Origin of the sequence: Methylobacterium sp. J-078, from assembly GCF_022829285.1 — a bacterium.
In the GTDB taxonomy this organism is placed as follows: domain Bacteria; phylum Pseudomonadota; class Alphaproteobacteria; order Rhizobiales; family Beijerinckiaceae; genus Methylobacterium.
Genome location: NZ_JAKSYI010000145.1, coordinates 91,080 through 103,089 on the forward strand (window position 1 = coordinate 91,080; position 12,010 = coordinate 103,089).

General features: G+C 68.6%; 17 protein-coding genes. 6 read left to right on the forward strand and 11 right to left on the reverse strand.

Annotated features, from left to right (window positions below; all coding sequences use genetic code 11):
* Positions 1-16: 16 nt before the first annotated feature.
* The 10 genes from MKK58_RS26685 to MKK58_RS26725 all read right to left on the reverse strand — a co-directional run bounded on the left by MKK58_RS26685 (position 17) and on the right by MKK58_RS26725 (position 6,713).
* Complete coding sequence (locus MKK58_RS26685; RefSeq protein ID WP_243915995.1) at positions 17-376, reverse strand: c-type cytochrome; 360 nt, start codon at positions 374-376, stop codon at positions 17-19.
* A gap of 31 nt (positions 377-407) precedes the next feature.
* Positions 408-650 carry an acetyl-CoA carboxylase biotin carboxyl carrier protein subunit gene (locus MKK58_RS26690; protein WP_243915996.1) on the reverse strand — a complete coding sequence of 81 codons (243 nt, stop codon included), beginning with the start codon at positions 648-650 and terminating at the stop codon, positions 408-410.
* A 39-nt stretch (positions 651-689) separates the two neighbouring features.
* Positions 690-824 carry a hypothetical protein gene (locus tag MKK58_RS26935; protein WP_279578588.1) on the reverse strand — a complete coding sequence of 45 codons (135 nt, stop codon included), beginning with the start codon at positions 822-824 and terminating at the stop codon, positions 690-692.
* A gap of 31 nt (positions 825-855) precedes the next feature.
* Positions 856-1,911, reverse strand: a complete 1,056-nt coding sequence (locus MKK58_RS26695; RefSeq protein ID WP_243915998.1) for an NAD(P)-dependent alcohol dehydrogenase — start codon at positions 1,909-1,911, stop codon at positions 856-858.
* A 79-nt stretch (positions 1,912-1,990) separates the two neighbouring features.
* Complete coding sequence (locus tag MKK58_RS26700) at positions 1,991-3,025, reverse strand: zinc-dependent alcohol dehydrogenase (RefSeq protein WP_243916000.1); 1,035 nt, start codon at positions 3,023-3,025, stop codon at positions 1,991-1,993.
* A gap of 55 nt (positions 3,026-3,080) precedes the next feature.
* Positions 3,081-4,688 carry an HWE histidine kinase domain-containing protein gene (locus tag MKK58_RS26705; RefSeq protein WP_243916002.1) on the reverse strand — a complete coding sequence of 536 codons (1,608 nt, stop codon included), beginning with the start codon at positions 4,686-4,688 and terminating at the stop codon, positions 3,081-3,083.
* The gene (locus MKK58_RS26710; RefSeq protein ID WP_243916004.1) at positions 4,685-4,873 is read right to left on the reverse strand and encodes a hypothetical protein; all 189 of its coding nucleotides are present in this window, start codon (positions 4,871-4,873) and stop codon (positions 4,685-4,687) included. The genes MKK58_RS26705 and MKK58_RS26710 overlap by 4 nt, the downstream gene beginning before the upstream one ends.
* Positions 4,874-4,919: 46 nt before the next feature.
* Positions 4,920-5,165: a hypothetical protein gene (locus MKK58_RS26715; RefSeq protein WP_243916006.1), complete on the reverse strand. Its 246-nt coding sequence runs from the start codon at positions 5,163-5,165 to the stop codon at positions 4,920-4,922.
* Between the two features lie 47 nt (positions 5,166-5,212).
* A complete protein-coding gene (locus MKK58_RS26720) occupies positions 5,213-5,782 on the reverse strand; it encodes a hypothetical protein (RefSeq protein WP_243916008.1) in 570 nt (189 codons plus the stop codon).
* A 61-nt stretch (positions 5,783-5,843) separates the two neighbouring features.
* Complete coding sequence (locus MKK58_RS26725; protein WP_243916010.1) at positions 5,844-6,713, reverse strand: PRC-barrel domain-containing protein; 870 nt, start codon at positions 6,711-6,713, stop codon at positions 5,844-5,846.
* 165 nt (positions 6,714-6,878) lie between these two features.
* Here MKK58_RS26725 and MKK58_RS26730 point away from each other — a divergent pair, with 165 nt between their 5' ends.
* From MKK58_RS26730 to MKK58_RS26740, 3 genes are all read left to right on the forward strand, one after another.
* Positions 6,879-7,694, forward strand: a complete 816-nt coding sequence (locus tag MKK58_RS26730; protein WP_243916012.1) for a universal stress protein — start codon at positions 6,879-6,881, stop codon at positions 7,692-7,694.
* Between the two features lie 49 nt (positions 7,695-7,743).
* A complete protein-coding gene (locus MKK58_RS26735; protein ID WP_243916014.1) occupies positions 7,744-8,094 on the forward strand; it encodes a 4-fold beta flower protein in 351 nt (116 codons plus the stop codon).
* Positions 8,095-8,187: 93 nt separating this feature from the next.
* Positions 8,188-8,622 carry a hypothetical protein gene (locus MKK58_RS26740; protein WP_243916016.1) on the forward strand — a complete coding sequence of 145 codons (435 nt, stop codon included), beginning with the start codon at positions 8,188-8,190 and terminating at the stop codon, positions 8,620-8,622.
* 165 nt (positions 8,623-8,787) lie between these two features.
* Here MKK58_RS26740 and MKK58_RS26745 read toward each other — a convergent pair whose 3' ends face one another.
* Positions 8,788-9,717 (reverse strand): LysR family transcriptional regulator, encoded by a 930-nt coding sequence (locus MKK58_RS26745; RefSeq protein ID WP_279578589.1) that lies wholly within the window; start codon positions 9,715-9,717, stop codon positions 8,788-8,790.
* A 161-nt stretch (positions 9,718-9,878) separates the two neighbouring features.
* Here MKK58_RS26745 and MKK58_RS26750 point away from each other — a divergent pair, with 161 nt between their 5' ends.
* From MKK58_RS26750 to MKK58_RS26760, 3 genes are all read left to right on the forward strand, one after another.
* Positions 9,879-10,451: an OsmC family protein gene (locus tag MKK58_RS26750; RefSeq protein ID WP_243916018.1), complete on the forward strand. Its 573-nt coding sequence runs from the start codon at positions 9,879-9,881 to the stop codon at positions 10,449-10,451.
* Positions 10,452-10,576: 125 nt separating this feature from the next.
* Positions 10,577-10,807 (forward strand): hypothetical protein, encoded by a 231-nt coding sequence (locus tag MKK58_RS26755; protein WP_243916019.1) that lies wholly within the window; start codon positions 10,577-10,579, stop codon positions 10,805-10,807.
* Between the two features lie 64 nt (positions 10,808-10,871).
* Entirely contained in the window at positions 10,872-11,615 is a 744-nt protein-coding gene (locus MKK58_RS26760; protein WP_243916020.1) for a Crp/Fnr family transcriptional regulator, read from the forward strand.
* Positions 11,616-12,010: the final 395 nt, after the last annotated feature.

Consider the following 12,010-nt stretch of genomic DNA (forward strand, 5'->3'; position numbering starts at 1 on the left):
TGTGCCTCCTCAAAGGTTAGCGACCTGACGGCGCAGCGACTTTGAGGCTGAGGATGTAGTCGATGACCGCGTCCATCTCGTCCCGGTCCAGCCTGATGCTCGGCATGCTCGGGTGATGGCTCTGCAGGAAGACGTCGAGTGCCATGCCCGTGGTCGAGGGCATCGCGGCCACGGCCGTGAAGCTCGGGCCGGCAAAGACGCCCGCCCCGGCGCCCTTGCCGATGGCGTGGCACTGGCTGCAGTTCTCCGCGGCCAGGGTCCATCCCCGGATGCAATGGTTCTCCATGGCCGGGTCGGCGGCGGCCTGCTGGGCGATGGCAAGCGATAAGGTGAGGGCGACCACCAAACCCATCCCGTTGGTCAGCGGCCGGATCATGCCGTCCTCGCCAAGCCGGCGGCGGGACACGTCATCGCGCGGCGACCTCGGCGATGATGCAACCGGGGTCGATAAGGCCGCCTGCAGGCGCCATGAACGCCACCAGGCCCTCCGACGGCGAAGTGATGTCGTGCAACGCATCGCCGATCCGGACCGCCGCCACGGCCTCGCCGACCCGTACCCCGGCCCCGTCCTCGACGAGCCAGCGTTCAAGGATACCCTCGGGCAGCATACCCGTGGACCAGAGTGCTTCAGGGACGCGAATATCCGGCATGGCTTCCTGCCTTTCGGGGGCCCTCGACTAGGGGATCCGTCACGCATTGAAGCGCACCGAGCTCGGATGCGCCTTGATCTGGATCACGGCGCAGCGGATCACCTTCGTCGGGACGTTGGCGCGGCTCGCATACAGGTAGGCGCCTGCATCGGCTGCGACCAACGCTGCAACCAAGGACCATGTCAGCCCTGGCCGGCGGCGGCGATCAGGCCTTCATCGATGCCATGTCGATGACGAAGCGGTACTTCACGTCGCTCCGCAGCATCCGCTCGTAGGCACCGTTGATGTCCTGCATGCGGATCACCTCCACGTCCGAGACGATGCCGTGACGCCCGCAGAAGTCGAGCATCTCCTGGGTCTCGGCGATGCCTCCGATCAACGACCCCGCGACCGCCCTCCTACCCATGACCAAGGGCACGGAACTCAAGGCGGGCCCGAGCGGGCCGATCTGGCCGAGCAGGACAAGGGTGCCGTCGAGCGCCAGGGTCGGGAGGTACGGATTGAGGTCGTGGACGAACGGCACGGTATCTAGGATCAGGTCGAAGCGACCCTTCCTAGCCGCCATCTGCGCCTCGTCCGTGGACAGGACGACATGGTGGGCGCCGAGGCGACGGGCGTCCTCGGCCTTGCCGGGGGAACGGGTGAACAGCGTCACCTCGGCACCCAGGACGTTCGCCAGCTTCAGGGCCATGTGCCCGAGGCCGCCGAGGCCGATCACCGCCACCTTGCTGCCCTTCCCCACCTTCCAGTGGCGCAGCGGCGACCACGTGGTGATCCCGGCACACAGGAGCGGGGCTGCGCCTTCAAGGGCGAGGCCCTCGGGAATGGCGAGAACGAACCTGTCGGAGACGACGGTCCTGTCGGAATAGCCGCCGTAGGTCGTCGTCCCGTCGTGCCTGTCCGGCGCGTTGTAGGTCGTCGTCGCGCCGTCGTCGCAATACTGCTCCAGCCCCTGGGCGCACGGCATGCAATGCTGGCAGGAATCGACCATGCATCCGACGCCGACGACATCGCCGGCCCGGAAGCGGGTGACGCCCGCCCCGACGGCCGTCACCCGCCCGATGATCTCGTGGCCGGGCACCATCGGGTAGGTGGCGCCGCCCCACTCGTTGCGGACGTTGTGGAGGTCGGAATGGCAGACGCCGCAGTAGAGGATGTCGAGGGCGACGTCGTCGACGCGAAGGTCCCGGCGCGTGAACTGGTAGGGCGCCAGCGCGGCCTCGAAAGACTGCGCCGCATAGCCTGAAACGGGGATGGTCATGGAGTATTCGGTACCTGTTCGATGAATGGGGCCGGTCGATACGCGGTAGGCCGACGGAAACGGAGGGGAGCGACGTCCCCTACGACCCGGCAAAGTCCAGGACGACCCGCGACGGGACCTCGGCCTTCTGCAACCGGTCGAACACGGCGTTGATCGCCGAGAGCGGTTGGAACTCGATGTCCGCCTTGACCTGGCCGCGGGCGGCGAAGGCGAGGGCCTCGGCCATGTCCTGGCGATTGCCGACGAAGGAGCCGCGGACCGTGATGCAGTCGGCCATCACGCTGAACAGCGGCAGGGGCACCTCTCCAGGCGGGAGGCCGACCAGCACGCAGGTGCCGCGTTTCCGGGTCATGGCGATCCCCTGCTTGAACGCCGGCAGCGAGGCGGCCGTGATCCGGACCCCGTGGGCGCCGCCGCCGGTGGCCTTCCTGACCGCTTGCGCAGGGTCGTCACCCTTGGCGTTGACGACCACGTCGGCGCCCAGGCGCGTGGCGTGTGCGAGCTTGCCGTCGTCGATGTCGACCGCGCAGACCTGCAAGCCCATCGCCTTGGCGTACTGGATGGCCAGATGGCCGAGGCCGCCCGCCCCGGAGATGACGATGCACTCGCCCGGTCGGGCCTCGGTCTCCTTGATCCCCTTGTAGGTGGTGATGCCCGCGCAGATGATCGGCGCGGCCTCGGCGGCTTCGAGACCCGCCGGGATGTGCGCAACGTAGTTCGGGTCGGCGAGGATGTACTCGGCAAAGCCGCCATTGCGGGTATAGCCGCCGAACTCCGCCTCGGCGCAGACCGTCTCCCAAGCCGAAAGGCAATGCTCACAGTGCCCGCAGGCCGAGAACAGCCACGGCACGCCGACGCGGTCCCCTTCCTTCACGGCGGTGACGCCGGGGCCGAGGGCGACCACCACGCCGATGCCTTCGTGCCCGGGAATGAAAGGGAGGGTCGGCTTGGCCGGCCAGTCGCCCCGCGCCGCATGGAGGTCGGTGTGGCAGACGCCGCACGCCTCGGTCCTGACCAGGATCTGCCCAGGACCCGGCGTCGGGATGTTCCACTCGCGAAGGACAAGCGTTTCGCCGAACGCCTCGACGACGGCGGCCTTCATCTTGCCGGGCATGGGGCTTTCCTACGGTGGGCGGCGAAGGTCGAACGGCGGGCCGTCGATGAGTGCGTCAGGCTGGCGACTTGGACTGGTCCGGGCGACGGACATCGGGCATGCGCGCCTCGGCGGTGAAAACGACGCCGTCCGGCCGGTAATCGATCTCGGCCCGGCCTTCGAGCTCGTCGGCCAAGGCCCGCTCGATCATGCGTGAGCCGAAGCCGCGCCGGGTCGGCGGGCACACCGGCGGCCCCTCCGATTCCAGCCAGGTCAGGCGCAACGTCTCGGGCCGCAAGCCGTCGATGATGTCCCAATCGAGCAGGATGCGACCGACTTCGCTGGTCAGCGCGCCGTACTTCACCGCGTTGGTCGCGAGTTCGTGGAAGGCCATGGAAAACGCCAGGGCGAGCCTCGGGGTCAGCATCACCTCCGGCCCCCGGATCGTGATGCGGCGGTCGCCCTCGGTCCGGAACGGCGCCAGGGCCGTCGTCGCCACGGCGGCCAGCGTCGCGCCATCCCAACTCTCGCGCGTGAGAACGTCGGTCGCCGCGGCCAGGGAATGGATGCGGCCCTGGATGACGTCGCGTGTCTCCTGCGGGGACAGGTTCGCCCGCAGGGTCTGGGCGACGATGGACTGGACGGTCGCCAAGGTGTTCTTGACGCGGTGGTTGAGCTCGTTGGCGAGCAGCGCGCGATGCTCCTCCGCATGCTTGCGCTCGGTGACGTCGAGGGCGATGCCGGCCAGCCGCGATGGCGTCCCGTCGGCCCCGTAGAACGGCTGCCCGCGGATCTTGAGCCACCGCACCTCGCCGGTCGGCTTCACGATCCGGTACTCGACGTCGTAGTCGCCGTGCCCCGCGATGCAGGCCGCAACGGCCACGTCCCGCCGGGCACGGTCGTCCGGGTGGATGAGGGTCTCGTACTCGGCGCGGCTCAGCGGAGCCTGGGGATCTCGACCGAGGGCGAGCTTGAAGGTCTCCGATGCGACGAGGCGCATGTCGGCGAGATCCAGGCTCCATGAACCGAGCCGCCCTGCCTGGAGCACGAACCGCAGGCGCTCCTCGCTCCGGGACAGGTCACGGGTCCGACGCTCGACCTCGCGCTCCAACGCCTCACGGTCGGTCTCCAGACGGGTCAGGCGGGCCTTCTCCGAGGTGACGTCGACCTGGGAGGCGACGAAGTATGTCAGCGCGTCGCCTTCGAACACCGGGGACAGATAGATCCGGTTCCAGAACAGGCTTCCGTCCTTGCGGCGGTTGAGGAGTTGGGCCTCGACCGGCACGCGCCCCTCGATGGCCTCGCGCAGGCGTCCAACCTCGACGGGGTCCGTATCCGCCTCCTGGAGGAACCGGCAGTTGCGCCCGAGGATCTCCTCGCGCCCGTAGCCGGTCAGGATGCAGAAGGCATCGTTGGCGAAGACGATGGGGTTGTCGTCCTGCAGCGGGTCGGTGATCACCATCGCCATCTGCGACGCGCGCACCACCGCGGCGAACGGGTCGGTGCCATCGACCGTCCGGGCTATCTCCCTGACGATCCGGTCGTGCTCCCGATGCACCCCAAGCCCCTTGATGCCGAGCGACGTCTCGATGGCATGCGCGCAGGTCGCCTCGTACTCGCACGTCGCCGGCGGTCCCCTCGCAAGAGCGACGCCGGGGGGCGGGATCTTCGTATCGGCGGTCATCCGATCTCCGGCGGTGAACCGGACGGGACGCCGAGCGGCTCGTTGGACGGAGGCATCTCCTCCGGGCCGTAGTCGGGCACACCACGCGGCTCGGGCAGCGGGCTCTGGTCGGGCTGCGGGGGATGGGCCGGCGACTGGTCGGGAAACGTTGGGTTCGGCCGGTCTGGGAAATTCGGGTTCGCCATGAGGATTCCTCGTCGCTGGTGGCAGGGAAACCGACGCGCGCAAGCGTCAGCCCATGAAATGCCAGGCCGCCTCGGACCTCGTCCGCTTGTCGGAGACGACGCCATCGGGGCGAAGCCCGACCTCGTCGATCCGGGCCTTCTCGGAGTGGTCGAGGGCGAGGTCCCGCTCCTTCGCGGCGGCGGTGTGCTCCCCTTTTTCGAGATGCTTCGCCGAATGCCGGTAGTGGGCCGCGGCCCGGTCATGCTGGTGCGCGGCTTCCTCGCAGGCGCGGGCCATCTTGCTCATCGCCATCGTCGTTCTCCCTTGAGGTGGCGTTTGGAAGCCGCGTCCAACCGTCGTCAGCCGCGGACCTGGCTTTGAGCCATGTCGCGGTCCCAGGTGGTCCTGGCGGCCTCGCGGGCAGCGCGGGCGGCGTTCGCGGTGGCTGTCGCCGCCCGGACGATTGACGCCCGCGCTCCGGATGCCGCCCGACGCATCGCCGCCATGTTGGAGCTGATCGAGGCCGCCACGGCATCCTGCGACTTCCGCACCGCCGCCTGCGTCGCCTCCACGGACTTCTGCGCGGAATCGGCGGCCTTGCGCATCGAGGCGTTCGCGGAGACCCCCGCCGCCCTGTTGGCCTCGGCGATCTTGGTCTCGGCCCGGTTGGCGGCCTCCGCGGCGTCGGTGACGAGCTTCCCGATCATGTCGGCGGATTGCTTCGGGGCACCCTTCACCGCCGCCTTCGATGCCTGCATCGCGAGCCGAGCCGCCTCGCGGGCCGCATCGGCGGCCTCGTTCGCCTCGCGCCCGGCCTCCCGCATCGTCGCTGCGGCATCCGTCGAGGGTGCCGTCGGCGTTTGCGCCATCGCCGTTGTCATCGTCGTCAGGGCGAGGAAGGTCGCAGTCAGTACCGTCGTCGTTCTCATGTCGCGATCCATTCGTGGGTGGGGTGCGGACGGCAGGGCGGGCCTGCCGATGGGGTCGGGCTCAATCGACCTGCGGGGTCTTGGGGGCGGCGCCCCAATAGGCGTCCGCCTTCGCCGTCTGCAGGGCGAAAGGCTCCGCCTTAACGAACCGGCCCTCGACGATGCGGGGGGCCTGGTCCATGGCGTCCTTGTTCGTATCGAGGACGAGGATGTTCAGGTTGGGCGAGACCTTGAACCGGTCCCACGGGACCGCGACGTGGCGTTCGCCGAGGCCGAAGACGCCGCCGCGGGCGACGACGAGGTAGGCGATCCCACCGCCCTCGGCCCCCATGACGATGTCGTCCACGCTGCCGAGTGCCACGTTGCCCGGTGTGCGCACTTCGCTTCCGAGCAGGTCGTCCGACCGGAAGGCGGCGGCCCGGCTCACGACCGGCCGCGCCAGCGAAAGCTCCTGCTTGCGGAAGCCCAGGGCGTTCGCGACCCTGAGATCACGACCCTGCATGCCGGCCTTGTACTGGTCGTAGCTGGCCTGGATCTGAACCAGCACGTCCTCGCACGGCTGCTGCATGCCGTGGCGCGCCAGGATGTCGGCGGCGGAGAGGAGAACCCGAACCTCGTATCCGGGGCGGGCGTTCGCGTACCCCATCATCGCGGACGCGGCGCCCATCGCCATGCCGTTGTTCCCGGCCAAGCCGCCGAACCAGTATCCGCCGAGGGGATACCCGTAGCCGTAGCCCGACCCACCGAGCCAGTAGCCGTCCTTCTCCATCCGGGCGTCGAACGCCTTGAGGTGGTCGAGGCAGGCCTGCGCCGGCTTGGCATCCGTCTCCGCCATGGGGCCGGCCTTCGGCTCTTCGGCGGCCCGGAGCGGGCCCATCAGGGAGAGCGAAAGGACCGCCCCGAGGGCGATGGATCTGGCTGGCCGTTGCATGTTCGTGTTCCGGGTTGTCGGGCGCCCAAAGATTGTTCGCCCCGTCCACTCCTCCTGTCTGACGGCTCCGCCCCCTCGATACTTTGTCCTGGATCAAGGCCGACCTACCATCGTTCGTGCTTCCTTCCGGCCATCGATCCCGAGGCTCAAGGACGGAACGCCGACATGAACGTGGCCAGCATCATGGTCTCCGTGGACCTCGGTCCCGCCGCGGCGGACCGCGTCCAGCTCGCGGCCTCCCTCGCCGGGCGGTTCGAGGCCGAGCTCATCGGCGTGGCGGCCCGCCAGGTATCGCCGCCGGCATACTCCACGAGCGCCTACGCGGCGCTTCAGGTCACGGACGTCGAGGTGGCCCGGGCGGATCAGGACCTGGAGCAGGCGAAGCTCGTCTTCGAGCGCAACGTCGAGGGCGTCGCCAGGACCGACTGGCGTTCGGACATAGCCGAACCCTCGACCTACCTCGCCAGGCAGGCAAGGGCGGCCGACGTGGTGGTGGTGGGGCGTTGGGGCGTTCCCGATCCCGAACCCGGCTTCCTGGGCGTGCTTCCCGGCCCCTTCGTCGTGGAGGCCGGACGTCCGGTCCTCGTCGCGCCGCCCGGGATCGAGTCGCTTCGCATCGGACGTGTCGTCGTCGCCTGGAAGGACACCCTGGAAGCGCGCCGCGCCGTCCTCCACAGCCTACCGTTCCTCGAACGGTCGGACCAGGTTCTCGTCGTCGCCGGCGGCCGGGAGGCGGAGGGCGACGGCATCGACGACGTGGCCAACTACCTCTCCCGGCACGGCCTGGCGGTCACGGCACATCGGCTCGGCAACGACGATGCAGGCGCGGGCGAGGCGATCCTGGGTTTCGTGGCACGCGAGGATGCGGACCTGCTCGTCATGGGCGCCTACGGACATTCCAGGTTGCGCGAATGGATGTTCGGTGGCGTTACCCGCGATGTTCTCCGGAACACCTCGGTTTGCTGCCTGATGAGCAATTGACCGTCCCCTGGCCGGCGAGAACCGGCAGCGCATCACGACGGAGCCCCACATGATAGAACTGTTCGACCGCGAGGGCCGGGAAGCCGCCTTCTGCCGCGACGGGCACTCCGTCTACCTTTGGGACGGGACGCCCGCGGCCTACATCGACGGCGACGCGGTCTACGCCTATTCCGGCCGGCTCATCGGTTGGAGCAGGGACGGCTGGATTTCGGACGAGGCCGGCGGGCGCCTCCTGTTCGAATTCGACGCCGTCGGCGGCCCGGAGAAGCCAAGGCGCCAATCCAAGACCACGGCGGGACCGAGAGGCCCAAAGCCAGCGAAGGGGATGCCGGAGCCCGCCCCGTCCCGTCCCGTCCCTTCGCCCGCATGGTCCGACCGTTCCTTCGCCGAACTCGTCTGACTCCTGTGCCGTCCGTACCGTCCCTCACGCTTCCGGTCGGATTTCCCGAGGTGGCGGCGACCCAGGGACGGGACCCGATCCAAGGAACACCTCATGAGTGACGACCCACTCGCAGCTCGTGGACTGGCCCTTGAGGACCTCTTCTTCGCTCGGGAGGAAGCGGCCTCCCGGCGACGTGACGGTGGCCTGCTCGATGCGCAACGCCTGAGGGAAACCTTCGCGGAGGCATCGGGCATCACCGACGATACCCTCTTGCGCCGCTTGACCAACCTGGGGATCGGACCGGATACGCTTGCGGCGCTCATGCTCGTGCCCGTCGTCGCAGTTGCGTGGGCCGATGGTAAGATGGACGACGAGGAACGCGGCTCGGTGCTTGCCGCCGCCGCGGATGCCCGGCTCGACGTCGACGGTACCGGCTGCTTCAACGGTGGCTGTCGACGCACCCGCCAGCGGAGCTCTTCAAAGCATGGAAGAACTACGTCCGGGAGTTGTCGACCTCCATGCCCGTCGAAACGATGCGGTCCCTGAGGTCGGAGATCCTCGGGCGCGTCCGTGGTGCCGCCGATGCGTCGGGGAGCTTCCTTGGCATCGGCCGGACGGCCTCGACGGAAGAGGAAAACGTCATTGCCGAGGTCGAGCACGCCCTCGCGGATTGACCCGCCATGCATGGACGCACACGCTTCCCCTCATGCATCACGCGCCCACACCGCGAACGTCCTCCTCGTTCGTACCGGACGGCTGAAGCGCATGGCCGAGCGCCTGGATGCTCTCGGTGATGTGGGTCAACACCGTTCGTATCCTCGGCGTGTCACGATTGTCCTTATGGACCAGCAGGAGGATGTCGGCGCTGGGTGGTTCCGTCGGCACGTCCATCCGGACGAGCCGGGGTTCCTCGTCGCCGCGGAAACGGGCAAGGCAAGCCAGCCCGCCGCCGTTGGCGGCCGCCAGCACGGCGGCCTCGTGGCTGCTGGTCTGCAGGACGACGCGCGACCGCGAGGCCATCTCGGTTAGCCAGGCCGACTGCGTCATCTCCTGGCTGTCCTCCATCTGGGTGATCAGGTGGTGGTCCGGGCAGCCGTCGTCGAAGTTCAGGTCGCCGCGCTCCTTGATGTAGTCCGACGTGGCGTAGAGCCCGAAGGCGATGCCGCCGATGCGCCGCACCACGAGGTCGTTCTGCTCGGGCTGCCGCATGCGGACCGAGATGTCCGCCTCGCGCATCGCCAGGCTGAGTTCCCGCGGGTTGGGAATGAGCTCGATCATGATGTCCGGGTGCCGGGAATGCAGGCCGGCGAAGCTCGGGGCGAGGAGGTGCGCGGCCATCGTCTCGGCACAAGTCACACGAACCAGCCCCCGAAGGTGGCTGTCGCGGCCGGTGACGTCCCGCTCCAACGCGAGCGCCTCGGTCTCCAGGCTCTCGGCCTTCCGACGGACCTCCTCGCCTGCAAGCGTCGGCACGTAGCCGTCCGGGGTGCGGTTGAGTAGGCGGACGGAAAGCGTCGCCTCCAACGAGTTGAGGCGCCGTCCCACGGTCGATTGGGAGACGTGGAGGACCTTGGCGGCCGCCGAGAGGCTGCCGTGCCGCGACAAGGCTAGGAAAAACCTCAGATCATCCCAGTCAAGCATTCGGCATACCCCGCCAATTTCGCAGCCCTCGTCGTCATATTTGGTTGCCGCCGGGAACGCCAAAGAGCCTAAACTAGAAATCGCACATCGCCTATTTGAGAATACGTGCCGGATGAACGAGGCCGGCAACCTCGCCAGTGACCTGAACGACGGAAATCCTCATGGCCAAGCCACCACCGACTTCCGATATCCCACCGTCCCTGGGGGGCAAACGCGCGCTCGACCTCGTCGTCGCGCAGGCCAAGGCCGACCCGAGCGCCGTGCGCACCCTCCGCTGCCGCACGGTGGCGCAGGGTCGGCTGAGCCAGCTCAACTACATCCGGGACCTGCCGCCGCAGCCGGTGATGGAGGACGAGCCCGAGGGCATCCTCGGCGAGGCGGCGGCGCCCAACGCCTCCGAGGCCCTGCTCGCCGCCCTGGGTTCGTGCCTCTCCATAGGCATCCACGCCAATGCCCTGGCCCGGGGCATCCCGATCCGCTCTCTGGAGCTCAGCGTCGAGGCCGACATCAACATGACCTCGGTCTGGGGCGCCGGCGACCTCCATCCCAAGACCATCGGGTTCGAGAGCATCCGCGTCGCGGTGTCCATCGACGCCGATGCGTCCCGGAAGGTGCTGGCGGCGATGATCAAGCACACGGTCCTGTGGTCGCCGGTGGCGAACACCCTTCACAACCCGGTCCATCTGGACGTGGCCCTGGCCCCTGTGATGCCTGCCGTCCCCGCTGCGGCCTGAACGGGAGGCAAGACTTGCGCAATTTCGCGTCCCCGGTCCTCGATTCTGAAACCGTACTCTAGTTCGTCCGTCGCGTTGACCCTGTAGATGAAGCCTGAACTGCAACCGCTCGGGATAGGGTCCGGATGTTCGAAGCCGATGCCTTTTCCGTACTGGCCAGAGCGGTCGTCGACGTCGGCGACCGACCGGCGGATGGCCAAGCCTGGGACGACGCCACGGTCGGCCTGGCGGCGGGCGTCCTGCAACGCGCCTTTCGGCTCGACATGGACGCCCGCGACGCCTTCCTCGAAGTCGCTCGCAGGGAGGAACGGCTCCTGGCGACCGAACGCTGGCGGGGTCGCCGCGACAACGCGTGATGCCATGAGGCGGTGATCGACGGGCCCACCGTAAGAGGCCGTCCCCAAGCGGAAGGACAGATCCATGTCGATCCATTCCCTACCCATCGTTTCGACGGCCAGGCCGCCCGTACCGGTCATGCCGTCCCGCGTGGGGGACGGTTTCAACCGGGTCCGTCTCGTCAGCCTGTCGACCGCCCTGCCGTTGGCGGAGCGCGACGCGCTGGAGCCGTTGAGCCGCCGCGTGTCGCTCGACCAGAAGGAGACGCTGTTCAGCCAGGACGAGCCCGCCTGCTCGGTCTTCATCGTCACGTCCGGCGCGTTGCGCCTCTACCGTATCCTGCCCGACGGACGCCGACAGGTCACCGGCTTCGCCTTCCCGGGGGATTTCCTGGGGCTGTCGATGCTCGACCGTTTCGCGGTCTCGGCGGACGCCCTCGGGGCGGTGACTGCCTGCCGGTTCGAGCGGCTGGCCTTCCGGAACCTGGTGTTCGGACAGCCGGGCCTGATGATGCACCTGCACGAGATCACCGGACAGGAACTGTCGCGGGCCAAGGACATGATGATGCTGCTCGGGCGGCGCACCGCGGACGAGAGGATCGCCTCCTTCCTGACCGGGTTGCAGGACCGCTACGTCCGGATCGGCCGGTCCTCGGTCACCCTCGAACTTCCGATGGGTCGCCTCGACATCGCCGACCACCTCGGCCTGACCATCGAGACGGTGAGCCGGACCCTGTCGCGCCTCGACCGGGATGGCTGCATCCTGATCGTGCCGGGTGGGGTCCGCCTCATCGACCAGGGCCGCCTCGACCGGATGTCGGCCCACTGAGGTTCGGGGCCGCCGGGTACCGGTACACCTCCCGGCCCCGGTCCATGACGGCGACCGCCGAAGGGATGACAGTCCCGGTCGCCCGGGCGGTCGCCCGGGCGGTCGCCCTTGCCGCGCCGAACCAGGCCCGCGCTTCGTACCGTGCAGGCCGCAGGTCGGAGGAATCGAGGAAGTAGGCGGGCTCACCGGCCCGCGGCTCAGGGTCCGTCCCGCCATACAGAAGTTCCGTCGAGAACGTCATGTGAGATCCCTTTACCGTGACGGGGGGCGGACGGGCGGACGCTTGATGTCCCGCCACCGGGACTTCCCACCGTTACCGGCAGGGCCCTTCATGCTCCCCGTCGCGGCCGGCTCCTGCGGCCTGATCTCGCTCGGCACGACATCCCGGGATAGCG